30 protein-coding genes, 1 tRNA gene and 2 pseudogenes are annotated in these 22,462 nt (G+C 62.2%); 17 read left to right on the forward strand and 16 right to left on the reverse strand.

Features of this window, described 5'->3' with window-relative positions; all coding sequences use genetic code 11:
- Nucleotides 1–12 precede the first annotated feature (12 nt).
- Both EJ077_RS10270 and EJ077_RS10275 read left to right on the forward strand, forming a co-directional pair.
- Entirely contained in the window at nt 13–441 is a 429-nt protein-coding gene (locus tag EJ077_RS10270) for a VOC family protein (RefSeq protein ID WP_208701678.1), read from the forward strand.
- Between the two features lie 385 nt (nt 442–826).
- Nucleotides 827–1,786, forward strand: a complete 960-nt coding sequence (locus EJ077_RS10275) for an AraC family transcriptional regulator (RefSeq protein ID WP_245458711.1) — start codon at nt 827–829, stop codon at nt 1,784–1,786.
- A 182-nt stretch (nt 1,787–1,968) separates the two neighbouring features.
- On the opposite strand, the gene EJ077_RS32770 is transcribed toward EJ077_RS10275, so the two are convergent.
- Nucleotides 1,969–2,559: a hypothetical protein gene (locus EJ077_RS32770; RefSeq protein ID WP_416859547.1), complete on the reverse strand. Its 591-nt coding sequence runs from the start codon at nt 2,557–2,559 to the stop codon at nt 1,969–1,971.
- Here EJ077_RS32770 and EJ077_RS32550 point away from each other — a divergent pair.
- From EJ077_RS32550 to EJ077_RS10295, 4 genes are all read left to right on the forward strand, one after another.
- On the forward strand, nt 2,546–2,716 hold the full coding sequence (locus tag EJ077_RS32550) for an outer membrane protein (protein ID WP_281040211.1): 171 nt from the start codon (nt 2,546–2,548) through the stop codon (nt 2,714–2,716). The two genes, EJ077_RS32770 and EJ077_RS32550, sit on opposite strands and share 14 nt — an antisense overlap.
- 232 nt (nt 2,717–2,948) lie before the next feature.
- Complete coding sequence (locus EJ077_RS10285; RefSeq protein WP_208701680.1) at nt 2,949–3,665, forward strand: outer membrane protein; 717 nt, start codon at nt 2,949–2,951, stop codon at nt 3,663–3,665.
- 58 nt (nt 3,666–3,723) lie between these two features.
- Complete coding sequence (locus tag EJ077_RS10290) at nt 3,724–4,095, forward strand: hypothetical protein (protein ID WP_208701682.1); 372 nt, start codon at nt 3,724–3,726, stop codon at nt 4,093–4,095.
- Nucleotides 4,092–4,544: an outer membrane beta-barrel protein gene (locus EJ077_RS10295; protein ID WP_208701684.1), complete on the forward strand. Its 453-nt coding sequence runs from the start codon at nt 4,092–4,094 to the stop codon at nt 4,542–4,544. Before EJ077_RS10290 ends, EJ077_RS10295 begins: the two co-directional genes overlap by 4 nt.
- Before the next feature lie 78 nt (nt 4,545–4,622).
- On the opposite strand, the gene EJ077_RS10300 is transcribed toward EJ077_RS10295, so the two are convergent.
- The gene (locus EJ077_RS10300) at nt 4,623–4,841 is read right to left on the reverse strand and encodes a hypothetical protein (RefSeq protein WP_208701686.1); all 219 of its coding nucleotides are present in this window, start codon (nt 4,839–4,841) and stop codon (nt 4,623–4,625) included.
- Between the two features lie 295 nt (nt 4,842–5,136).
- On the opposite strand from EJ077_RS10300, the pseudogene EJ077_RS10305 reads away from it, so the two are divergent.
- The 4 genes and pseudogenes from EJ077_RS10305 (at nt 5,137) to EJ077_RS10320 (ending at nt 9,620) form a co-directional block, all read left to right on the forward strand.
- Nucleotides 5,137–5,651 (forward strand): annotated as a pseudogene (locus tag EJ077_RS10305) (hypothetical protein).
- Between the two features lie 106 nt (nt 5,652–5,757).
- Nucleotides 5,758–6,375: a C39 family peptidase gene (locus tag EJ077_RS10310; RefSeq protein WP_208701688.1), complete on the forward strand. Its 618-nt coding sequence runs from the start codon at nt 5,758–5,760 to the stop codon at nt 6,373–6,375.
- 23 nt (nt 6,376–6,398) lie between these two features.
- A pseudogene (locus EJ077_RS10315) lies at nt 6,399–7,471 on the forward strand (D-alanine--D-alanine ligase family protein).
- A gap of 160 nt (nt 7,472–7,631) precedes the next feature.
- Nucleotides 7,632–9,620 carry an AI-2E family transporter gene (locus EJ077_RS10320; protein WP_208701690.1) on the forward strand — a complete coding sequence of 663 codons (1,989 nt, stop codon included), beginning with the start codon at nt 7,632–7,634 and terminating at the stop codon, nt 9,618–9,620.
- A gap of 316 nt (nt 9,621–9,936) precedes the next feature.
- Here EJ077_RS10320 and EJ077_RS10325 read toward each other — a convergent pair whose 3' ends face one another.
- Nucleotides 9,937–10,245 (reverse strand): hypothetical protein, encoded by a 309-nt coding sequence (locus tag EJ077_RS10325; protein WP_208701692.1) that lies wholly within the window; start codon nt 10,243–10,245, stop codon nt 9,937–9,939.
- A gap of 269 nt (nt 10,246–10,514) precedes the next feature.
- Between EJ077_RS10325 and EJ077_RS10330 the strand changes: the two genes are divergently transcribed.
- Both EJ077_RS10330 and EJ077_RS10335 read left to right on the forward strand, forming a co-directional pair.
- On the forward strand, nt 10,515–10,760 hold the full coding sequence (locus EJ077_RS10330) for a hypothetical protein (RefSeq protein WP_208701694.1): 246 nt from the start codon (nt 10,515–10,517) through the stop codon (nt 10,758–10,760).
- A gap of 67 nt (nt 10,761–10,827) precedes the next feature.
- Nucleotides 10,828–11,925 (forward strand): sensor histidine kinase, encoded by a 1,098-nt coding sequence (locus EJ077_RS10335; RefSeq protein ID WP_208701696.1) that lies wholly within the window; start codon nt 10,828–10,830, stop codon nt 11,923–11,925.
- Between the two features lie 32 nt (nt 11,926–11,957).
- On the opposite strand, the gene EJ077_RS10340 is transcribed toward EJ077_RS10335, so the two are convergent.
- From EJ077_RS10340 to EJ077_RS10360, 5 genes are all read right to left on the reverse strand, one after another.
- Nucleotides 11,958–12,164 carry a hypothetical protein gene (locus EJ077_RS10340; RefSeq protein WP_208701698.1) on the reverse strand — a complete coding sequence of 69 codons (207 nt, stop codon included), beginning with the start codon at nt 12,162–12,164 and terminating at the stop codon, nt 11,958–11,960.
- Between the two features lie 134 nt (nt 12,165–12,298).
- A complete protein-coding gene (locus EJ077_RS10345) occupies nt 12,299–12,586 on the reverse strand; it encodes a hypothetical protein (RefSeq protein WP_208701700.1) in 288 nt (95 codons plus the stop codon).
- 656 nt (nt 12,587–13,242) lie between these two features.
- Nucleotides 13,243–13,680 (reverse strand): type II CAAX prenyl endopeptidase Rce1 family protein, encoded by a 438-nt coding sequence (locus tag EJ077_RS10350; protein WP_208701701.1) that lies wholly within the window; start codon nt 13,678–13,680, stop codon nt 13,243–13,245.
- 436 nt (nt 13,681–14,116) lie between these two features.
- On the reverse strand, nt 14,117–14,323 hold the full coding sequence (locus EJ077_RS10355; RefSeq protein ID WP_208701703.1) for a Flp family type IVb pilin: 207 nt from the start codon (nt 14,321–14,323) through the stop codon (nt 14,117–14,119).
- 519 nt (nt 14,324–14,842) lie between these two features.
- On the reverse strand, nt 14,843–15,022 hold the full coding sequence (locus EJ077_RS10360; protein WP_208701705.1) for a hypothetical protein: 180 nt from the start codon (nt 15,020–15,022) through the stop codon (nt 14,843–14,845).
- 296 nt (nt 15,023–15,318) lie between these two features.
- Between EJ077_RS10360 and EJ077_RS10365 the strand changes: the two genes are divergently transcribed.
- Together EJ077_RS10365 and EJ077_RS10370 are read left to right on the forward strand one after the other, a co-directional pair.
- Nucleotides 15,319–15,588, forward strand: a complete 270-nt coding sequence (locus EJ077_RS10365) for a hypothetical protein (protein WP_208701707.1) — start codon at nt 15,319–15,321, stop codon at nt 15,586–15,588.
- 759 nt (nt 15,589–16,347) lie between these two features.
- Nucleotides 16,348–16,569, forward strand: coding sequence for a DUF768 domain-containing protein (locus tag EJ077_RS10370; RefSeq protein WP_208701708.1), 222 nt, complete (start codon nt 16,348–16,350; stop codon nt 16,567–16,569).
- Nucleotides 16,570–16,921: 352 nt separating this feature from the next.
- Here the strand turns inward: EJ077_RS10370 and EJ077_RS10375 are convergent, their stop codons facing one another.
- The 4 genes from EJ077_RS10375 to EJ077_RS10390 form a co-directional block, all read right to left on the reverse strand.
- The gene (locus EJ077_RS10375) at nt 16,922–17,125 is read right to left on the reverse strand and encodes a CsbD family protein (protein WP_127279764.1); all 204 of its coding nucleotides are present in this window, start codon (nt 17,123–17,125) and stop codon (nt 16,922–16,924) included.
- A gap of 138 nt (nt 17,126–17,263) precedes the next feature.
- Nucleotides 17,264–17,337 (reverse strand) — tRNA-Gln (locus EJ077_RS10380).
- Between the two features lie 61 nt (nt 17,338–17,398).
- On the reverse strand, nt 17,399–17,695 hold the full coding sequence (locus EJ077_RS10385; protein WP_208701710.1) for a hypothetical protein: 297 nt from the start codon (nt 17,693–17,695) through the stop codon (nt 17,399–17,401).
- A 358-nt stretch (nt 17,696–18,053) separates the two neighbouring features.
- Complete coding sequence (locus EJ077_RS10390; RefSeq protein WP_208701712.1) at nt 18,054–18,962, reverse strand: alpha/beta fold hydrolase; 909 nt, start codon at nt 18,960–18,962, stop codon at nt 18,054–18,056.
- 283 nt (nt 18,963–19,245) lie between these two features.
- On the opposite strand from EJ077_RS10390, the gene EJ077_RS10395 reads away from it, so the two are divergent.
- Together EJ077_RS10395 and EJ077_RS32555 are read left to right on the forward strand one after the other, a co-directional pair.
- Nucleotides 19,246–19,542: a hypothetical protein gene (locus EJ077_RS10395; RefSeq protein ID WP_208701714.1), complete on the forward strand. Its 297-nt coding sequence runs from the start codon at nt 19,246–19,248 to the stop codon at nt 19,540–19,542.
- A 91-nt stretch (nt 19,543–19,633) separates the two neighbouring features.
- Nucleotides 19,634–19,768: a hypothetical protein gene (locus EJ077_RS32555; RefSeq protein WP_281040204.1), complete on the forward strand. Its 135-nt coding sequence runs from the start codon at nt 19,634–19,636 to the stop codon at nt 19,766–19,768.
- A gap of 62 nt (nt 19,769–19,830) precedes the next feature.
- On the opposite strand, the gene EJ077_RS10400 is transcribed toward EJ077_RS32555, so the two are convergent.
- The 4 genes from EJ077_RS10400 to EJ077_RS10415 all read right to left on the reverse strand — a co-directional run bounded on the left by EJ077_RS10400 (nt 19,831) and on the right by EJ077_RS10415 (nt 21,300).
- On the reverse strand, nt 19,831–20,076 hold the full coding sequence (locus EJ077_RS10400) for a DUF982 domain-containing protein (RefSeq protein WP_208701716.1): 246 nt from the start codon (nt 20,074–20,076) through the stop codon (nt 19,831–19,833).
- A gap of 11 nt (nt 20,077–20,087) precedes the next feature.
- Nucleotides 20,088–20,324: a DUF982 domain-containing protein gene (locus EJ077_RS10405; RefSeq protein ID WP_208701718.1), complete on the reverse strand. Its 237-nt coding sequence runs from the start codon at nt 20,322–20,324 to the stop codon at nt 20,088–20,090.
- Nucleotides 20,325–20,435: 111 nt separating this feature from the next.
- A complete protein-coding gene (locus EJ077_RS10410) occupies nt 20,436–20,879 on the reverse strand; it encodes a GFA family protein (RefSeq protein WP_208701720.1) in 444 nt (147 codons plus the stop codon).
- A gap of 241 nt (nt 20,880–21,120) precedes the next feature.
- Nucleotides 21,121–21,300 (reverse strand): DUF3606 domain-containing protein, encoded by a 180-nt coding sequence (locus EJ077_RS10415; RefSeq protein ID WP_015317039.1) that lies wholly within the window; start codon nt 21,298–21,300, stop codon nt 21,121–21,123.
- Nucleotides 21,301–21,967: 667 nt separating this feature from the next.
- Here EJ077_RS10415 and EJ077_RS10420 point away from each other — a divergent pair.
- Entirely contained in the window at nt 21,968–22,396 is a 429-nt protein-coding gene (locus EJ077_RS10420; protein WP_208701722.1) for a DoxX family protein, read from the forward strand.
- The last annotated feature ends 66 nt before the right edge of the window (nt 22,397–22,462 follow it).

Genomic DNA, 22,462 nt, shown 5'->3' on the forward strand with positions numbered 1-22,462 from the left:
GGAGGAGCTTTCATGGAAACCCAGGAATTGCATCGCGGACGGCTCATCGACCACCTCCAGCTCGTGGTGCGGGATCTCCCCGCCAGCCGGCGTTTCTACGGGGCGCTCTTCCAGGTGCTCGGTGTCCCGATCGGCGGCACCGGCGAGGGCTATTTCTGGGCCGATGAATTGTTCATCTCCAGCGCCGACAGCCGGGCCGCACAGGGAAAGCTGACCGGTCGCCATCATCTGGCCTTCCAGGCCAGGGATCACGCCATGGTCGATGCCTTCCACAAGGCCGGTCTGGCGGCCGGCGGCACGGACAATGGCGCGCCGGGCGAGCGGCCCTATCATCCCGGCTATTATGCCGCCTTCCTGCTCGACCCGGACGGCAACAACATCGAGGCCGTCCACCACGGCCCGGCCAACCGGAGCGTGGCTTCCGTGAAGATCACATTCTAGGGTGTATTGACCTTCAGGTGAGGTCGGCCTGCAAATGCCGGCTTCCTGCGCTTCCGGTGCTCACGTACCCAAACGTACGCTCCGCTCCGGTTCTCGGAATCCGCCATTTTCGGCTCGACCTGACCTGAATCTCAAGACACCCTAGGCCGTGACGGCTTTGTCGCAGGTTGCCGGCACCATGGCGATGCGGGTGATTCCGTGTCGCAGGTTCCGCGTATTTGGATTTGCGAACGCCGCGCTGGTGAATCCGATCGGATTCTTGACCTGGGCGGCACTGAAATTGTCCTGTAGGGCATGGATAGCGGCGCCTCTGGACAAGAGGCAAATCGGTCCCATACGGTGCGGCTTCAGGGAAGACGCGTGCGCGGGAAAGGCCGGTTGCTCGTTGAAAAAGAATGTCTTCTCGTCGGTCGACCTGCCGCCGCATCTCGACGACCGCGCGCGCTTCGCGCTCTGGCAGGACATCCACGTCGCGGAGATATGGTCGGTCGAATACGCCATCTCCGCGAACGTGCCTTTCCAGGCGGATATCGAAGCCACCGCCATCGGGCCGCTGGTGCTCGGGCGGATGGCCGGAACGATCAGGCATGCCAGCCGAAAGACACGCAACATCGCCGATGACGGCCGCGGCGGCTACCTGCTGCTGGTCAACGATGGCGACACCAGGCTGAGCGGCGTGCAGACCGGCCGCGACTACAGCATCGGCAGGGGCGAAGGCGCGCTGGTCTCGGCTTCGGAAGCGCTGGAAATGACCGGTGGCGACCACAATGTCTGGACCAATGTCGTGGTGCCCCGCGAAATCCTGGAAAATGCCTTCGCCCATGTCGAGGATCGCCTGGCGCTGACCATCGGCGCCGACAATGAAGCGCTCGACATGCTCAAGCGCTACTGCGGCTTCCTGGAAGCGGGACCGGCATTGCTCTCGCCCGATCTCGTGGCCCACGCCACCGAGACGATCGTCGACCTGATCGGGCTGGCGACAGGCGCCAAGGGCGAGATCGCCGAGCTGGCGGGCGTGCGCGGCCTGCGCGCGGCAAGGCTGCAGGCCATCCTGCAGAAGATGCGGGACAACTTCGCCGATCCCGGCATCTCGGCCCAGCACATCGCCCAGCAGTTGCGGCTTTCCGCGCGCTACGTGCATGATCTCTTGCAGGAAACGGGCTCCAGTTTCGCCGAGCATATCCTCGAACTGCGCCTGCAGAGAGCCCATCGCATGCTGCGCGACCGACGCAACGACCGCATGCGGGTCAGCGAGATCGCGCTGTTGAGCGGCTTTTCCGACGTCTCCTATTTCAATCGCTGTTTCCGCCGCCGCTTCGGCTCGACGCCGAGCGGCGCCAGGTAGCGTCTCCGACAGCGATCCCCCGCGGGATACTCGACGCATCGATCGAGTGAGGCCGAATGGCCACACCGACGGGGAAAGCACTGTTGCGCTTTCCCCGACAATTCGGGTGCGGTCCAGCCCAAGACGTGACCGGCGGACAATGCAAAACCGGGTTCTCGACAACAGCTGGATCTCCGCGGCCATCAACGCGGCGGAGAATGACAATTGGGGCGGCAGACAACACAATGAAAACTCTTCTTCTCGCTACGGCCATCATTCTCGCGCCGGTCGGCGTGGCATGCGCGGCGGATATCGGTGAAACCGCGCCGGCCGGCTACAACTGGTCCGGCCTCTATGCAGGCGTCGGCGTCGGTTACGCCGCCGGAAAATCCAATCTCTTCATCGCCGGCGGTGGTCTCGGCGGAGCCTCCGACCTCAACGCGTCCGTCGATCCGGACGGTTCTATCGGCGGCGTCCATATCGGCGCCAACTACCAGATGGAGAGCCAATTCGTGATCGGCGCCGAGGCGGACATTGCCTACAGCAACATAGACGGATTGACGCCGATCGCCGCCGGTGGCGGTGGCGTCAACACGCTGCTCAAGAGCGAACTCAAATGGTCGGGCTCGGCGCGGCTGCGGGCCGGCTATGCTTTCGACAGGACCTTGCCCTACATCACCGCCGGCGTGGCGGCGGCCAAGTACGAATTGATTGCGGTCAGCACCGGGGGCGCCGCCGGGGAAATCACGCTCCACGACGAAAGCCAATGTCGGTTGGACCTTGGGCGCCGGCATCGAGCACGCCTTCACCGACAGATGGATCGCGCGGGCCGAATATCGCTATTCCGACTTCGGCAGCCAGCAACTCTCGGTAGCCGCTGGCTTTCCAACGGAAACGAAAGTCGATCTCCAGACGCACGATATCCGGGTTGGGCTCAGCTACAAATTCTGATCGGCCGGATCAACAAACCCTGGCGTCGCGCGCCGGGGTTTTGCCTGTGCCGCCCGGCTGATGCCAAACGGCCACATCGGCGGGGCAAATACCACGGTGCTTTCCAGGACAATTCCGGTGCGGCTCAGCCCAAGACGCTGCCGGCGAACAATGCAAAACGGGTGGCTCGGGCAGTTGATCCGTCCGGAGTATTTTCCGGGCGGGACACGGCATCTTTTGGGGGCGGCAAACAGTGAAGACGATTCTTCTGGCAACGATCCTTTCCGTGGTGCCAGCCGGCACGGCGTTCGCCGCCGACGCCACTCAAACCTTGCCCGTGGCTGCCAGCTACAACTGGTCCGGCGGCTATGTCGGCGCGCAGGCCGGATATGCCCGGGGGCACGCCAGGGTCGGGCAGACTTTCGCGCCAGGGGCCTTCGACGATTATGGCTGGGGCTACCGCCCGTCCGGCGGTTTCGGCGGTCTCTATGCCGGCTATGACAAGCAGTTCGACGGCGGTCTGGTTCTCGGCATCGAGGGCGACTACAGCTTCGCCAGCGTCAAGGCCACGACGAACTATCGGGTCTTGGGCGTCGATGATCCTGCCTTCGGTGGCGTGCTCGAACTGGAGGCAGTCGGATCGGTTCGCCTGCGGGCCGGCTATGCCATGGATCGCTGGCTGCCTTTCGTCACCGGCGGCCTGGCTATGGCGAAGTACAAGCACACCACAGTCGCCCTTCCAGGCGGAGCCGCCTATGCCGATGTCGAGGACACCGTCAGCGGTTACACGCTGGGTGCGGGTGCCGAATACGCCGTCACCGACAATTGGGTGGTTCGGGGCGAATACCGCTTTGCCGATTTCGGCCGCCACCCCTCGACGCGTATCGCGATTCCCAGCGGGGTCCCCTTGCATGATGAGATCGACCTGAAGACGAACGATATCCGGCTCGGCATCGCCTACAAATTCTGAACAGTGCTCATCTTTCGCCGCTGACGCAGCGTCGGAAATTCGTATTCGGGGGCTCCTAATGCATCGCTTTTCCATCTGCCTCGCGTCGCTGATCGTTGCGACATCCGCTCACGCGGCGGATATCCTGCAGCCGCTTGCCACCGAGACGGCGGTGGCGCCGCGTATTTCCGGCTATGGCGAACTCTATCTCGGCGGGCTTCGCTTCGTCGGCGACGACTACACGACGCGGGCCGGCGGCGGTGCACTGCGCGTCAACATCCCGTTTGCTCAGCGCTGGAATTTGCAGGGCGACCTGACCTACGACCGCATATGGGGCCACTACGACCCCTGGATGAAACGCGCGGTGCGATCCATGGCTATTACCGCGATCCCGACCGTTTTGCCGCCGGCATTTTCGCCGCCTACACATCGGTCGGCGAAAGCGGCGTGACCGTGAACAACTATGCTGTCGGCCCGGAAGCACAGCTCTATCTCGGCAACCTGACCCTCTATGGCCAGGCCAGTGTCGGCCAGCTCACCATCAGCGACTTTCACGGCGACCAATGGGGCGTGCGCGCCGTGGCGCGTTATTTCGTCCGCAAGAACCTTCGCCTCGATGCGGAACTCGACTTCAACCGAACCGACTACGACGGTACCAACGAGGACGTGGTCGGTGCGGCCATCCAGGCAATGTACCGGTTCGACGAGACGCCATGGGCGGTGTTCGGACGCTATGAGTTCGAACGGAGGAAGTTCGAAACGTCCACCCAGGACCTCAGGGCCAACAAGGTCGTCATCGGCCTGCGCGCCAGCTTCGGCAGCGACTCCCTCTTCGACGAGGATCGCAACGGCGCGACCATGGACACTTACCGGCCAGCTTCGGTGATCAACACGAAGTGAGCCGGCGCCACGGCTGAAAGCGCGGCCATGATCGCATCGCGATTGGCTGCATGACTGCAGGCAATCGCGTCCTGCCGCTCACGCCTGGGCCGTGCGTCGCTTCGAAAGCGACTGCCACAACTCGGTTTCGTCGGTGAAACCGTCCTCGAAAGGTTCCATGACTTGGCGCGCGAGCTGGTCTCTCTGATCCTTGTCCTTGAGGGCCAGACGGCGCTCTCGGCACAGCTGGTCGAACACCTTCTGGAGAAGGTCCAGATCGTCGGACGTGAACATGCTGGCGAATTTTGAGAAAGGCACGACGCTCTCCTCCCTAGTCGGGGCGAAAGCACCTGAGTTGACTTTCAAGCGTCCGTTTGCCTCGGTTGGTGCGGACGACAAGACATACTACACCCGTCGCGGCGGCTTTACGAATCTCTTGTAGTCGTTGAGCCAAACCGGCCCACTACCGATCGCTGCCTTGCGTTGCCAGATCGATGGCTCCGGTGCTAACCGAAAATGGCGGACGGGAATCGGCCTCGAAGCAATGCGCGCCGCCTTTCTCAATAACATCCCGAACAGAACATCTCTTGCCCACCGTGGAGAAATAATTTTCATGCAGAAATCAACCAAGGCGATCCGGGTCGCCGCGCCGTTGCTTGCGATTTTGGGCATTGCCGCACCATTCATATTACCAATGTCTCATGTATCTTCGGCGCAGGCTCAGGAGGAATATCTTCCGACCCAGAAGGACTTTGTCGGCAAATGGCAACTCAGCGGCGCCACCACCAGGCCGCCGCGCGACATGAAGGATGCGCCCACGCCGGAACAGGAAGCCGCCGCCAATGAGTTCCAGCAGACGGTGACCGCGTTTTACGGCGCATTCGATTATCTGGAGATCACGGCGGATGGCCGCTACAATTTCCATCAGCCCGGCGACCCGACATCGGGTTCCTGCGTCTGGTGCGGAAGCTGGTCCTTCAGCAAGAGTTCGCTATGGCTCAGCTGGACACGGCCCCCAGGCTCGATATCTATGCCAAGGGTGGCGACATCCAGATGACCTATACCGCCGAACCCGACGAAAAATCGAAATACGCCTGGCTGGTCTTCGGCTGGACGAAGGTTGAGTAGACGGCGCGCCGCGACGCTCCCGGGGAAATTCGACAGAGGTCCAAGCGGCTTTTCGCCGATCTCGTATTCTCGTATACGAGATCGATTGGCTGCCCGAGGAGTCCGCATGAGTCCACTGCCTGAAGCCGTGCCGTTTTTCAGTCAGTGGGAGACGCCTGACATGACGCTGGCGGTGCTCGCCGACGGTGCCGAGGCCGCGTTGCGGCGGGATCCGCTATGGCAGGGGTCGGGTGCCGCCACGCTCGACGAATACGCGGTCTGGGCCGCCAATGTCTGCGGCATGGCGTGTCTCAAGATGATCCTGGCGACGCGTGGCCGGATCGTGCCGACGATCGAACTGGCAAGACGGTGCACCGGACATGGCGGCTATGTCGTCAATGAAGGTTCGATCAAGGGGCTGATCTACGCGCCCTTCGTCGCCTTCGTGAAGCAGGAATTCGGCCTCCAGGCAGGGGTGATGACCAATGTCGCGACAGCGGACATTCCAGCGATCGTCGCCCGGTCGCGCTTCTTCATCGCTTCGGTCAGCAGTTCGATCCGCTGGCCGGAGCGCGAGCCGCCATCGAAGGGCGGACACCTGGTTCTGGTCACCGCCGCGTCGGATGAAGGGTTTCGCTTTCACAACCCATCCGGCCATACCCGCGCCACACAGGCAAACGCAGTGTTGGCGCCAGCCGCTTTCGATCGTTTCTTCGCCAATCGCGGCATTGCCGTCGCCATTTGATTTTCGACAGTTGAGGGATTTCGATGACCGGAAAAATCAGGGTTGCCATCCTCTATGGCGGGCGCTCGGCCGAGCACGACGTGTCGCGGCTGTCGGCGGCCAACGTGCTGAAGGCGATCGACCGGACGCGCTACGAGGTGGTCCCGATCGCCATTTCCCGCGAGGGCAGGTGGCTGCTGCAATCCTCGTCCGGCGGTGATGGGCAGGGGCTCCGGTGTCGGAGGACGGCGTCGAGGTCGCTCTGCTGCCCGGCGGCAAGGGCCGGTTGATCTCGGCGTCGCGCGAGGGAATGCGGGCTGACCTGACGCCGGTCGATGTCGTCTTTCCCGTGCTGCACGGTCCGTTCGGCGAGGACGGCTCGGTGCAGGGTTATGCGGAAGTCGCCAATGTCGCCTATGTCGGCTGTGGCATTCTCGCTTCGGCCGCCGCCATGGACAAGGACGTCGCCAAGCGGCTCATGCGCGAGGCCGGCCTTGCCGTCGCCCGCTCGGTCACCGTGCACAGAGGCGATGTCGGTTCGTTCCAGGAGATCGCCGGGGCGCTTGGGCTGCCTTTCTTCGCCAAGCCGGCACGCCAGGGCTCGTCCTTCGGAGTGAGCAAGGTGAACGACAGGGATGGCTTCGAAGCGGCTGTCGAAACGGCTTTCCACTATGACGGCAAGGTGCTGGTCGAGGAGTTCGTCGAAGGCCGCGAGATCGAGTGCTCGGTGTTGCAACGGGCCGGCGGCTTGCTCACGGTTTCGCTGCCAGGCGAGATCATCCCGGCCGGCAAGCATGGCTTCTACACCTATGAGGCCAAATATCTCGATGCCGACGGCGCGGTGGTCCAAGTGCCCGCCGACGTCCCCGCCGCGATCGCCGACAGAGCGAGGGAAATGGCTGGGCAAGCCTTCAAGGCGCTGGGTTGCGAGGCCATGGCGCGCGTCGACTTCTTCCTGCGCGCCGACGGCTCCTTGCTGGTCAACGAGGTCAACACGCTGCCCGGCTTCACCGACATCTCGATGTACGCCAAGGCGCTGGCGGCGATCGGCGTCGGCTACGCAGAGGTCATCGACGCGCTGATCGAGCACGCGCTGGCGAGGCATGGCGCGCGCTGATCCGACCCGGGCAGGCAGCCCGTCGAAAGGCCGGTGCACCCTTTCAGTGCAGTCACCGCGCCGCATAAACTGTGCTTTGAACGACGTGTTTTTCACCTCTGGCTAATGTTGTACGCCGGCTCTATATGCCCGATCATGGCGCTGGCAGGAGGGACATGGAATGGCGGCCAATCGTCGAAACGGGATGGCACCGCCGCCTCGGGGGTTGGAGGAAATTCTTTCGCCCGCCGCCCCACGCCCTCGAACGGCATTGCCCAATGTGGCCACCATCGTCACCACGGTGGCGGCGCTATATTTCGGGCGTGAGGTTTTCCTGCCGATAGCAATCGCGCTGTTGCTGACTTTCGCGCTCGCCCCTCTTGTGTCCGCGCTCAAACGGGCCGGTATTCCCAGGATTGCCGCCGTCATCGTCAGCGTTTTGGGGGCGTTCGCCGCACTTGCCCTGTTCAGCTTCATTGTCGCCACGCAGGTCAGCGAACTGGCGCAGAACATCCCTATCTACCAGACCAACATCCTGACCAAGATCCGCTCGCTCAAGGAGACCGGAGTCGGGGGAGGGATCATTGCCAGGTTGAGCAAGGTTGTCGAACGTGTCGGCCAGGAGATCGACAGGCAGGAGACGCCGCCGCCGGCCGCCACCCCGGAAAAGCCGCCGCGTGAGCCGGTACCGGTCGAGATCGTCTCGCGCGAAAGGCCGCTGGAGGTCCTGCAGAACATAGTCGGGCCGCTGATCAGCCCGCTCGGATCGGCCGGGCTGATCATCGTGGTCGTCATCTTCATGCTGCTCGAGCGCGAGGATCTGCGCGACCGCTTCATCCGCCTTGTCGGTTATGGCGACCTTCACCGCACCACCGAGGCGCTTCAGGATGCCGGCAAGCGTGTTGGCCGGTACCTGCTGATGCAATTGGTCGTCAACATTTTGTACGCGATACCAATTGCCATCGGGCTGTGGATCCTCGGCATTCCGAACGCTCTGCTGTGGGGGCTGCTGGCACTTGGCCTGCGTTTCGTTCCCTATATCGGCCCGGCGATAGGCATGCTGCTGCCGCTGTTCCTGGCGTTGGCCGTGGCGCCAGGCTGGTCGCTCGTGCTGTGGACAGCCGCCCTGTTCGTGGTGATGGAACTGGTTACCGGCAATGTCGTCGAACCCTGGCTTTATGGTTCGCGAACCGGGCTGTCATCCCTCGCGATCATCGTAGCGGCGATCTTCTGGACGTGGCTCTGGGGGCCGCTTGGGCTGGTCCTGTCAACACCGCTCACCGTGTGCCTGGTGGTGCTGGGCAGACACGTGCCGCAGTTCGAGTTCCTCGATGTCCTTTTCGGCAACGAGCCGGTACTCGAACCCCATGCACGCCTTTACCAGCGTCTGCTGGCCGGTGATCCGGACGAAGCCACGGACCACGCCGAAGAGATGCTGGAAGAGAAATATCTGGTCGATTTCTACGACAAGGTCGCTATTCCCGCACTTCTGCTGGGTGAGCAGGACCGCGCGCGCGGCGTTATGGGCGATCAGCAAAGGCGGCAGTTGGCGGCCAGTGCCCAGGCGCTGGTGGCAAACCTCGACGAAAGTGCGCAGGAGGAAGCGGATGAGGAGGATGGCACGCTCGTGGCCGCGGAGGCGAGCGACGACGGCGAGACCGCCGGCGAGGAGGAGGCCGATCTGCCCGACGGCACGGACATGTCGGTGCTTTGCGCTGGCGGACGTGGCGAGCTTGACGACGCCGCAGCAGCTATGCTGGCCCAGGTCCTGGAAGTCCAGGGCACGACGGTCTCGAAGGCAGGCTTTGCAGACATGGAACCGGGAGGTATTCGCCGCCTCGAACTCGACACCGTCGACACGGTCGTGGTTGGCTTCCTGAACCCGGATTCCATCAAGCACGCCCGGTTTCTGGTTCGCCGGCTAAAGCGCACGAAGGCGGCGCTGCGGGTGGGTATCGTGTTCTGGTCGGAGACCGGAAATGAGGACAAGGACGCAGCCGTCAAATTGGCCCAGGACATCAACGCGGATTTCGTGGCGCATGGCATGATGGATGCAGTGGTGGGCGCGCTGTCGAACGAGCCGCCCGTCGCCTTGAAGCTCGTTGCCAAACGCCGCATGCGACGTCAGCGGGCCACCCCAAGAAAGGCTTCGGCCACCGCTGCGGGCTAGGGCAATTCCCGAAAAGTGTGAAACGGTTTTCCCGGTCGTTTACATGTTTGAAGCGACGTCACGGGAGGAGGGCTGCTTTGGCTTGTGTGCCGGCCGCATCCTCGCGGCTTGGTGGGGAAGGCGGGAAACAGGTTTGACCGGATTTGCAGCGACCGGTGTTTGCGCCTTGCGGCGCCGGAGCCAGTTGGAAGACAGTTCGGCAAGCAGACTGCGCAGGGCCTTCACAACATACTCCTCTTTCGGGCGATGCAGTAACCCTCCAAAGACCGGACTTGTTCCACTGCGCATGAAGCCGTGGCGGTCCGCAGGCTTTTGACTATTGCATCGAGGCCGACCGAGGAAGATCGAACGGGATGATCGCACTCTCCTCGCCATTGTCGACGATGCCGTTCCCGCTCACAACCAAGCCGTTGCCCAGAGTGTCGAATTCGATTGCCGCGCCAAGCAGTTGGGCAGCGTGCAGGACAAGGTATTCGAGATCCTCGAGGGCGACATTCTCGGCCAGGTTTCTCACCCTGATCTGTTCCGCCACCGCGCTGATGTTGACGATGCCTGCCATCTCAAAGGCCCTCTGGACCGCCGAATTGACGTCGTCCAGCAGCCGCGAAGAATATTCGTACCGCATTGAAGCCTCCCATGAGGGACTTGTTTCTGTCCATGTCGCAGCATGCGCCAGGCACAGACGAATGACAAGCTAAATCTCAAAATATTTTAATGAAATCAATAAGTTAGCATACTGACGCAAGTGGGGTCCCCACGTCTTACTCTCATGATGCGTTGGATGGGCTGTTCCCCTACTGGCTGGACTTGACGCATTCTGAAGCTGATCCTATTTATTAGCTGAAGTAGGTATATACTAATTCGACACATTTTGAGCTCAGCGGGGGAGCACACATGGCTGACCTGGAACGTCCGGAACGGCTGCAGATCATGCTCACCATCGAGGAATTGATGGCTCTGGAAAACTGGCGCTTCGAAAAGCGCATGCCGAGCCGCTCCGCCGCGGTCAGGGAGCTGTTGCGCCGGGGTCTGGCCTCCGAGGGCTTCCTCGCCGCCGAGCAAGGGACCAAATCGCAGGAATTCGGCGTGCTGGCGCCCGACGCCAATGGCGGAAGGCCAAACAGCGGGACGGCTGAGTAAGCCGAGGAGTCCTTAATCCGTCAGGGGCGCGATTGCCTTGATTTGTTTGCGCGCTAGTTAGGTGGCCATGACGGGATTCCTGGCGGCGATGGGTGATATTGAAGACAAGGAGCGGTTGGGTGTGACTGCCGATGCGCGGCTCGCGGCCATTGTAGATTCGTCTTTCGATGCCATTGTCAGCAAGGATCTGAACAGCATCATCCAGAGCTGGAACCATGCGGCGGAACGCATGTTCGGCTACACCGCCGACGAGGCGATCGGCCAATCCATCCTCATGCTCATTCCCGATCATCTCAAGAGCGAGGAAACCGAGATTATCGCCAAGATTCGCAGTGGCGACCGCCTGGCAAGCTACGAGACGACGCGCCGACGCAAGGATGGCACCCTCATTTCCGTCTCGCTGACGGTGTCGCCGATCAAGAACGCCTATGGCGAGATCGTCGGCGCCTCGAAGATCGCCCGCGACATTTCCGCCGCCAAGGAGAGCGAGCGCCGCATCAGGCTGCTGATGCGCGAGGTCAACCATCGCGTCAAGAACCAGTTCGCGGTCATCCTGTCGATGGTCAGGGAGACCAGCAAGCGCTCAAACGACCCGCAAGAGTTCGAGGAACTGATCCGCGCCCGCATCATGGCGCTGTCGCGCTCGCATGATCTGCTCGTCACCTCGGAGTGGGCGGGGGCGAGCCTGTTCGACCTGATCCAGGAGCATTTGAAGCCCTTCGGCCGCGAGGAACAGATCCTGCTCTCCGGGCCGGTCCTGACGCTGCAGTCGAACGCCGTGCAGAACCTCGGCATGGCCTTCCACGAACTGGGCACGAATTCGTCCAAATATGGCGCGCTGGGCAGCGAAGGCGGCCGGGTGGAGATCACCTGGACTATCGGCACGGGCGCCAAGAACTCCAGTTCCGCGGGCGAGCGTGAATTCCAGTTGACCTGGGAGGAGACATCGACGCCTCGTCCCGGCGACCGGCGCGACGAGACCACGCGCAAAGGGTTCGGCACCGTCGTGCTGCAGCGTGTGGCGCCGCAGTCGCTGGGCGGCTCAGCCGTTCTGGAACGGTGGCCCGGCCATTTGAAATGGCGGCTGAGCGCGCCCCTGGCATCCATCATCGTGCCGCAGCCCGGTAGCGAGCCCGTCGGCGATGCGGCGGGTTTGGGTATTTAGATTTGAGACGGCATCTCCCGGCAAAACAAGGCCTAGAGGATGTTGGTCGTCACCTCGACGATGATCGCGGCGCCTTCCAGGCCGCCGTTCGGAACATGCACGACACGCGAGACCCGCAAATCCTGCGGGCTTCCGTCGACCGACAGGGAAACGCATTCTCCAATGCGCGGCACCGCCTGGAAGGTGGCGTTGGTGGCGTCCGGCCGGTTGTCGATGGATATGCGGCAATTGACGGTCATGGAATGTCTCCTGTGGCGGTGCCCCGGTCGTCAACGCGGGGTCCGTGAAATGGTTTCGGGGGGCCGGGCAAACCCCGAAAGACTTCCCGATATCCGCCTGGCGGCCAACAGGCCGTCCGACGGCATCCAGGCGTCTAGTTGGCTCGCGGAACGAAGTAATTGGTGGTCACCGCATCGCGGCCCATTCCGCGCGTGACTTGAACCGCGGCGTAGCCTTCCGGTGCAATCGAGCCGGTCGCCGTCCGGTCCACCTGCTTGCATCGGCCGACCATCTCGCCCCTCGGCCACGGTGCCAATCTGACTGCAAGGGCCGCTTGGCATTCCTCCAGCGAGGTATAGGCGACGGGCCGTGAATCAATGGGCCGGCAGAGCGATGCGTTGCATGAAAGCATGATCATCACTGCCGCGGTTGCCGGATCCATGAAACTCTCCTGTTGGCCGACAACGTGCAACGGGCCGCAAGGTTTCATGCCGGGGACCGAGCACCACCCCGTGGCGTTCGGCTGCGCTTCTTCCAAATGTATTCGACGCCTGCAATCGAAACTGCTTGGTGCTCGGGAAGCGACCGCTCCTTAATCCGTTGCTCTGGTCTGTCGAGAAGCTCAGGAAGTCCGGGAACAGGTCAAGGGCGAGATCGGACAACGCCACTCACGGTCTACCAAAGGCCGGCGGCCTCGGTCTCCGCGCCTTTGGGTAGACGAAACGCCGGAACATCAAAGGCCAAACGAGGAGATCGTCCAAGGGTTCTGGTACCCAAGGCGCGGCTTGGCATTCGCTGCGTCGGTCTGTGTCGATGGTGCTGTTCCGGTTGCGGTGCAGTCCAGTTTTGCCGCCACTGACGCCTTGATCGACAGACCAGCACATGTGTTTGCGGCAGTGACTTTTGCCTTCTTTTCGTGCGCCGCAGCGACACTTGAACCGGCGAGGACAAGCGCCAGGCAAACGACAGTTATCTTCATCAGACCCACCTGTTTTAGCATTAGCTAAATTAAAGTTAACGTAACGTTAACTGGCCGTCAATCGCGACCGAGGTTCAGGGGCGGATGTCGCCATCTCCTGGAGGCGTAGGGGTGGGCTTTCAGCCGAACAGCAAGCCCAGCATGGGTTGTAGCGCAAGATGCGCGCTGACATGCCCGACCATCGAAGCCACAAGCCCATGGCGCCAGTAGAGCCATCCCCACAAGATGCCGGCGCCGCCATGCAGCATGATCTCGCGCATCATCGTCAACAATGACGGTGTCAGCTTTGCCAGGTAGGCGTGCCGGGCTGCCGGGTAGATCACCAGGGCCGTGATGACGATGGCAATCCAGAAGGCCAGCGGCCGCAGGCCAAGCAGGGCGGTCAACAACCACGCCAAGGCCGACATCGCGACAAGCCGGAACACCAGTTCGTCGACAACGGCGTGCGGCGCGAAGGATGCGATTGCGATCCGCAGAAGAGCGGAACTGCCCGCTACCAACGCGGTCTGTGACGCCGGAACGACGCTTCGGAAAATCGTCGCATCGGCCAGTGCCATATAGGCGCCGAAGGGCTAATCCGGCGGCGGCCGCAATAGCCAGGGGCGTGAGGTCGAGCGGGGACCAATCGCAAGCCAAGCTGCCGCCAAGACTGAACGACTGTGAAAGTCCCCATCTATCCCTCCCGTGTCGACCGTAGCGTCAGGGCGCAAATCTGCAAACAGGAGTGATCGATGCGAACATTACGCGCCGAACAACCCGGATCCAGAACAAGGTGCCGAGCCTGCGCTGCCGAGGTCCTAATTCAGTGGCTCGGCGCCGGGCAGAGGGGGTCGAGACACTAGTCTAGTAAGGCGGCCAGCAACAAGCGATGCCAGGCTCCTGCCGAGGTCATAGTAAAAAGAGAGCCGGCGAAGCAATCGCCGACCCTTGTGAGCAACTCCGTTTCAACCTCCAAGGAAAAAACTGAAGTTTCGTGCCCCTCTCAGGACGAGATCAGCACGTGCCGCCGGCCGCGCCAGCGCTTGAAAGACCCTTGCCGTTCAACTTTACGCAAAGGCCAGTGAACTGACTGCCGACCCAACCGCCAATGGCAATCACGGCGACGATGGAAGCCGCTGCAATGATGCCGATAAGGATTGAGTATTCGACCATCGCGGCGCCGTTTTCATCGTCGCGAAACTGCTGGAACATGTTACGCATTCTGTACCCCTTTGAGTTTGAACCGAGGTAGCCAGCAAAAATTCTCTTGCCCCCAAACTTCCTCGTGGGGATTATTTAGCCCTTGCTGATATGGCGGTGTCAAAGAGAATTTAACAGAACGTTAACCGCAATGACTTGGCGTATTGCTTGTTGAAACTGGATGTATATGATTCTTCAGCACATTTAGCCATTTAACCATAGTGGCAAGCCGAGGCGGAACGATGGTCAAGCGGGACCATGGTCTGTGGCTATCTATATAACCCGCTATTATACCGCGGCTTGAGCAACCAAAACTTCATCAATCGCCAGTCAAAGCTTGGACGACTTGGAAGCGGCGAATGGCTTCGTCAAGCAGGCGCTACTGTGTGGTGCTTTGAGGCGGCCCGGCTGCCGTGGGGGTTTGGGGGACCACCGGCAGCCGGGCCATGCCGGAGTTCCTCCCGGCGGCTCACAATGCGCTTATATTAGCTACAGCGCAAATACCGCTTTCGTAGATTACCCCGGCCTCAGCGCGGACTCTCAGGTCCAGTTACCAGCCTGGCCGGAAAGCGCTGCAACGCTCGCTACACTGGAAAGAATTTCACGGGACCGCTCAATAAGCCGGCGGTTCGCCTCGATGATTTCCTGAGTTTCCTTGATGCGACGCTCCGTTTCATCCAAGCGGTTGACCAGTTTTTTGGTGTCATCGATGTGTTGCATGACAATGGCCGCCTTATCGTGATCCGCGTCCTACCCGCTCAACAACTCGCGTGGGCTGGAAGTTGTTCCCTGATTGGCCACGAGCCGGAGGCTTGCGTGGCGGTCGATCCACGGAGGAATGTTTGCGTCAGCCCGAGGAGGCGGGGACGTGAAGACAGCGGCAAAGGCGATTTTCTTGAGCATGCGTCAGAATGCTGTTGATGGCCACCGGCTCCGCCAGGAAGAGCCCTTGCCAAGTCGCAAACTGATAGGAACATATTCCTCACGCGGCAATTTCTGCAATCTAAGGCCGTACCATGTCCAAAACCATTGCCGATGCCATTCGCAACCGTGAGACGTTCTACGTCACCTGCGGGCATCCGATGTGCGGTCATTCCCGCCAGATCGACTTGGAAGCGCTAGGCGCCCGCCTGGGGCTCGACCACGGCGCCATGCATAACGACTTGGTGAAAGTGTTCCGGTGCGATCTGTGTAAGCGTGCAGGCAGGGGTCCGCGGCCGGTGTTCTTCACCTGCATCCCTGATTATGGCGCGATCGATCGGCGGAGGAACAGCAGCAAAGACTGACTGGCGGTCTTGGCCGAGTGCTCCGGTGGCGGGCTACAATTTTACGATTCGCGGTTCGTATGATCGCAGGTCTTGGTGAACGCGGCGGCTCGGCGCCGGAGTTTGGAGGGGAGCGCCGAGCCTAGCCGACCGGGACCCGCGGGGGCCACCGGGTCCCTGCCGGGTAGGGCCAACTATGCCCCGCCTTCCAATAAGAACGAAGTCATCCGAAAGAAGGTATCCTCGCGCGACATTGCAGGCCACGTCATTTCCCGTCCCCGCAACCAACCCTGCCGCGCCACCCGTTGACCCTATGCTGGTAGATCCCTAGCACTTCTGTCTCTTCCCGCCGGTTCGTCCGGCGGGCTTTTTCTTGTCTGGAACATTCTTTTGAAGGCGGGCGTTAATCATATCGTGGTCGATTCTTCGGGATGAAGCCACGCCTAGGGCCCGTCGCGGGGGCCACGCGGCGGGCCTTTCATTTAAGGCAAGGAAATTCAACAACGCCGGCCAACGGCTCGTGGCCTGGCTTTTCGAGCCAGAAGACCTGACGCAAATCGCGCTGGTCGGCCGGCTGGCCGCGGCTGCCTCCAGATGGGTGGCAACGTGGTTTGCCAGGCTTTGTTGCATGAGGAGTTTGAAAGTTGGAACTATTTTAGCGCTCACTAATTGAGTCACCGGCAGCCGGTGGCGACTGCTGACCAACGTCGCTCCAAGACCTTTGGTCGGCCCGCGTCAGAGTTGGGTGGCGCGGGCCATCGCTTTCGGAGGCCTGGCAACTTGAGCACTCGTGGCACAAACTTCTTGGACCGGTGGATAAGCCACAACGTTCCCAAGACAGTCGGGGCCGACGTTATCTCAGTCGCAGAATTGACCCAGAAGCTTTTTGCCGACGCCAAAGTGGTCGGAATCAGCAGCGTCGAGATCGAGGAAGACACGGGCAGCGTCTATGAAGCGATCCTTGATGCGATCGTTCATCACGATGCGGGCTGGGCTAGTTGAGGTTCGCCGGCGAATCGCCATGCTAATGCCAATAGCAACTCCCATCGAGAGCGGCAAAAGTCTTTGTCTCGACAAAGTCTAACGACGGGAATGACGCACCGGAAGGCACGGTAACTGTTGATTCAACCATTGCTGGTATTAGAAGGTAGGGTGGCGGCTCCGACTTTGCGGCGGGTAATCTGCCGGAGCCGCCCGCGCAGTCCGGTGGGATTGACCGCGCTGTTCCAAATTAGGACAGCGCGGTCAACGAACCGTTAAAATTCCCAGGAACTAATTAAGGCCATGCTAATTGAATCGCGGCTCCGCGAGTCCTGTGCATGCCGACGGCGAAGGCTGGATTCAGGGTGCTTTCCTACCAGCCCTGCCTGCTATACCAGTCATCGATGTCCCGCCGGGCGCGATCCTTTTCGATGCCATAGCGCTCCTGGATCTTGCCTTCGAGCTGATCGCGTTTGCCGGCGATGCGATCAAGATCATCGTCCGTGAGCTTTCCCCACTGTTCTTTGACCTTGCCCTTCACTTGCTTCCAGTTTCCCTCGACGCGATTCCAGTCCATGACAACCTCCTTCGTTCGAAAAAGGCGCAACGTCGTCGTGTCACGGAAGTTCCCAAGGGCCATCTGTGGCGGCCTTCGGCGGAGATCGATGCATATTCGACGATACGCCAAAAGCTGCATCCAAGTCGTTGTTGTATTTGGTTCCCGCTCATGGGCTCGAACCACGATTCACGCCTTCAAAGGGCGCTGTCCTACCATTAGACGAAGCGGGAAAGGCGGGACGTTATGGCGTCGTTGCGGCTTGCCGTCAATTCGGACCGCCAATTCCGGCCGTCAATCCGGCAAATCGAGGCCCGGGTCCTGGCAGCGATAGACCGGGCAGTCGCCGTCGCGGGACGGGATATGGGCCGACATCGGCACGTCAGGCCAATCGCACTCGTTGCCGAACTGCCTGACATAGCGGTCATAGGTGTTGCGGCCGGTGGTCAGCACCACGGCGCGATGGCTCTGGATCATGGCCCGAATCTCGCCGCAGCTCATGGAGCGGCTGTCGGGACGGGCATCGGCCAGACCGGTCGTTGCGAGCACGGCGCCGATGGCCGTCAACAGGGTCAGAACGCGAGCGGACATGACGCTTCTCTTTGGTTTGACTAATTGCACATGCGGCCGGTCCGGATTCGCACCGGAATGGCCGCTTGCATTGTCGCACACATCCCCTTTCGTGTCCGTTGGGTTCCGCGCAACCAAATCGAGCGTCGCGCATTGCTGGGCATGGACGGCAGGAAACCTTACGAAACACCGCAATGGTGGCCCGGAAACGAGGGCCGTGAGGCGATGTGCTGTTCCTTCTGCGGCGGCCGCGACCATCGTTTCGACGAGTGCCCGCGAAGATCCGATCCTTTCCGGCCCGGTGAACCCGACGGCGACGATAGGGCGGAGGAATAAGGCCGCTGATCCGAGGTGACTGGCGGTGGCCAACCGGGGCGGGCTAACCGGCGCCGGCCTTGACTTCGCCGAAGAAATCGATCAGCGCGCCAGCCGTTTGCCCGGGCATTTCCTCGGGAAAGAAATGCCCGCCTGCCATCGCGCGGCCACGCACGTCATCAGCCCAGTTCCGCCATAGCGCCAGCGGTCCGCCTTCGCCGGCATACCATTCGGCGAGCGCGCCTTGCCCGCTCCACAGGGCCAGCACTGGGCAGGCGATGCGCCGGCCGGCGGCCTTGTCCGCCCGGTCGTGGTCGCGGTCGAGCGTCGCCGCCGCCCGGTATTCCTCGCAGATGGCATGGATGTGGGCGGGGTCGCGCAAGGCATCGACATAGGCCTGGCGGATGCCGGCTGGAAAGACATCGGACGACGAACCCCAGCCGCCCAGCGCATTGTCGACGATGGCGTCGGGGGCGCCCGCGAGGATCCTTTCCGGCAAGGGCGCGGGCTGCGCCAGCAAGGACCACGGCCAGTAGCCGAGGGCCAGCCGGGCATCGGCCCGGTCCCAGGCATCGGCGGTGGGCACGATGTCGAGCACGGCGAGTTTTTTGATACGGTCGGGATGGTCGAGCGCCAGGCGGTAGGCGACACGCCCGCCGCGATCATGGCCGGCGACCATGAAGCTGGTAAAGCCGAGTTCCGCCATCATCGCCACCATGTCGGATGCCATGGTCCGCTTGGCATAGGGCGCGTGCTCGCCGCTCGAGGCCGGGCAGGCGCTGCGGCCATAGCCGCGCAGGTCGGCGCAAATGACGGTGAACCGTTCGGCGAGCGCCGGCGCAACATCGCGCCACATCAGATGGGTTTGCGGAAAGCCGTGCAGCAAAAGCACCGCCGGTCCGCCGCCGGAGCGGCGCACGAAGATGCTGGCGTCCCCGACGTCGACGTCGATAGGCTGGAAATGCTCGAACATGGCTGGCCTCCGGCACAGGCAACGGCCGGAGACCAGAGTTGGTTGCAGCGCCTTTCGTGCAGGCGCCGGCCTTTGCGCCGCGAAGGTGGCTCGCCGGCGCGATCGGCGTCGCCCGCGGCCTTGCCTCTTGCCGGGAGGGCGACGAGAAAGCCGCTCCGACCCCAGAGACAGGCCCCGCGAATAGGCCTCTTCGCCAAACCACTGGGCCAACCTTTTGGGCCGACGAGCGTTGTCCCATGAAGGAAAGGCCGCCGCGGGCGGCTATTCAACGAAGGAGGCCGAGATGAAACCTCTCGCCATAGCATCATGCGCCGCGATGCTGGCCCTGGCCATGCCGGCCGCGGCACAGACGGCTCAGCAGATACCGAACCAGCAGGCCGACAAATGCCGGGTACAAACGGATCAGGGCGGCAAGCAGCAGTCCGGCGGCGGCGACCTGAGTGAAAAGCTCAGTGATTGCGGCGGCGTGTTGAAGCCGCCGGCCACCGGCGACCAAGGCATGGCCGCGCCGGCGCCTGACGAAGGCAACACACCGGTAATCAAGCCCGGCGAAGTGCCGCCCCAGCCGCCGAAGCAGTAGAGTTGGTTAGACGATATTGCCGTCCCTGCGGGGGAACCTCGCAGACCAGGAAACGTTTCTATAACAAGACGGATCTGGGAAGGATGGGACCGTGAGAGATATTGCCAGCACCGCTACGTTGCTTGCCTCTATTGCCATCGTGATCGTCCTGATGCTGATGGCGCCGAAGAGCTTCGGCTTCGAAAGCTCCCACCCGATCGTGAACGGCGATCTGCCCACCCAATGATCGAAAAGCGTTGCCGCAACAAAAAGCAGGCGAGTTCGCCTGCTTTTTTGACTTTGCTTGACTTACCTGACCAGAAGGCCGGCGTGATCGCACAGCGCGGTAAAGGCTTCCTGCGCCTGTGCCGCGCCTTCATTGCTGGTTAGCGCCGCCTCGATCTTTTCGCGCGCGGCCTGGTAGAAGGGGCCGCGCTTGGCATGCGGCCAGTCGATAAGGATTTCACTGGCGTCCTGGAGCGTGACCACCTCGCGGATGGTGTCCGATCCATGCGCCTTGACCCGCAGCGGTGTCGACAGCATCAAATCGGCCATTGGTTTTCCCGCTATTGGAGGATGCGCGCTTCGCGCGCGGCGTCGATCATCGCCCGCATCGCCTTTTCCGGCGGCGTCCAGCCATCCAGGGCATCGCGGCAGCTGCGCAGTGCCGCCCGGTAGCGCCGGCCCTGGCCGGCCGGCCAGTCACCAAGGCATTCCAGCCCTTCCCAGGCGCTGCGCACCACGCGCTCGCGCTCGGGGGCGAATTTCAGGCGGATCGGTCGGGGAAACATCTTGTCGTTCAACGGTCGTCTCCATGAATGGTGCAAATCGGCAAACTGCACCGAGGAAGCGCCGGATAACGTGGCCGACAGGGGAGGGTTCCGGGCCAGGAAGATCAATTTTCCACCTTGCGCTCAATCGCTCGCGGCAGCGTCCGACAAGGCCCTCGGCGCGGGCAGATCGGCGCCTTCTGCCAGCGGCCGGTCATGCTCGAACTGCTCGGCGTCGGGCAAGGCATGCAACCAGGTTTCGCGCCGGACGGTCCACAATTCATATTGCGGTTCAAGGTCCGTCGGCGCGATGTCGAGACTGCCGAGCATCACCTCGGCCTCGTTGTCGTCGACCCAGGCGACGCGGCTGCCGCAGGTCGGGCAAAAGCTGCGCGTGCCGTAGCTGGCCACTTCGCCCGATGTCTCGAAGGCATCGCGCGGCCAGATGGCAAAGGCGGAATAGACCGAACCGCTCGCCTTGCGGCAGTCCTTGCAATGGCAAAGGCCAACCCGCGACGGCTGGCCGGTCACGACGAAATGTACGCCGCCGCACAGGCAGCTACCGGTCCTGCGTGTTGTCTCGGACATGGTTTGCGGCCCTCCGTTTTCGCCACCCTGGCTGTCAACCACGGCCGTGCAGCCTGTGGCTTCGTCAGTTTGGCATGCCACGGGCCGGGCGGGACAGGTGCTCGTCTGCCATTTCGTTGGCCAGGATGAGAAACCGGGAAAAAGACATCCTGTTCACCGTACCGCCGGGCCCGGTTGACGCGGCCCGCAGCAATCTTCAACGCCATCCAGGTGAAATGGTTGCCGTTGCGGCCGCGTTCTTCTATCCGCGCGCGGCCATGTGGTTGTCGAGCTTCTTGCGCGAGGGGCCATAGCGCTTGATGATGGTCTGCGCCTCGCTCTGCGGAATGCCGTATTTGCGCGCGAAGGCGGCGACCTCATAGGTCTCCTCGCTCGAGACCAGCTTGCGGTCCTGCTTGGTCTTCGATTTGTCGTCGGGCATGGCGGGCCTCACTTTCTGTAAGCCGCATGGTTGCGCGGACGTCTAGATGTCGCGGTCAAACATAACACGGATTGGCCATGCTGGTTCCATGGCGGATGGCGGCGACCGCCGGCGCTTGCCGCCGGCCCCCGGTTCAGACCGATGGAAAGGCCGGGTCGGCGTTGTGGCCGTCAGTCGCGCCGCATTCGGCGCAGGGGGCGCTGGCGCCGGGGCAGCCGCGGTAATGCGTGCCGGCGGGACAGCAAAGGCCGTTTGAACTCGTCCAGCGCGGGCACTGGAAAACCTGTCCGGTGCCGCCGCAGCCATCGCACTCCAGAACCGGTGACTGGACCAGATAGGACTTCGTCCCCAACCTGACGCTTGCGCCCAAAACTCGACCCACCCGAAATCACTGCACAGGACACGCCGTGCATTAGCCCCAGCTAAGGATATCACGTTGCTGGTTACGGACAAGTTTCAGGAGCGTTAATTGTTTGTGAACGCCCGGCGCATGTTGGGGAGGCTGACGATCGGCGCTCTGAGCGTGCTCCGAAGTCGGAGAGAAAATCGCTGGCCCATGAAAAATCGGTGGGCCATGAAAAATCGCTGGGCCATTAAAAATCGCTGGCCCATGTCGGATCGGCGCGGGGCGGCGCGTCCTTGGGGCTGATGAAACTGGAGAACAACCATGTCGTCGCAAATCGCACAATCGCCGTGGCAGACCGCGGCCATTCTCGTTGCCCGCCTGATCTTCGCCGCCGTCTTCCTGATGGCCGTGACCTTCAAATTCATGGGCATGGAGGCCACGGCGGGCTATATCGCGGCCGCCGGTTTCCCGTTCCCGCTCTTCCTCGCCTGGTGCGCGGCGATCCTGGAGGTTGCGCTGGTGCTGTGTTTGCTGAGCGGCGCCTTCTTCACGCAAGCCGCCCTGATCGCCGCCGCCTATGTGCTGTTCCTGGCCTTTGCCTTCCACGGGCCGAGCCACTGGTCAGGCAACCAGGCCGAGTTCGGCTTCTTCGTCGACCATTTCTCGTTCCTGGCCGGCCTGCTGTTCGCGGCGGTCCATGGACCGGGAAGGATTCTGGCGCTGAACCTGGGATGGCCGGGCAGGGCTTAAGAGCCCGCCCGGGGCAGGGCATAAACAGCCCGCCCGGGGCAGGGCTTAGGAGCCCGTCCGACAAGG

Source organism: Mesorhizobium sp. M8A.F.Ca.ET.057.01.1.1, assembly GCF_003952565.1.
Classification (GTDB): Bacteria; Pseudomonadota; Alphaproteobacteria; order Rhizobiales; family Rhizobiaceae; genus Mesorhizobium.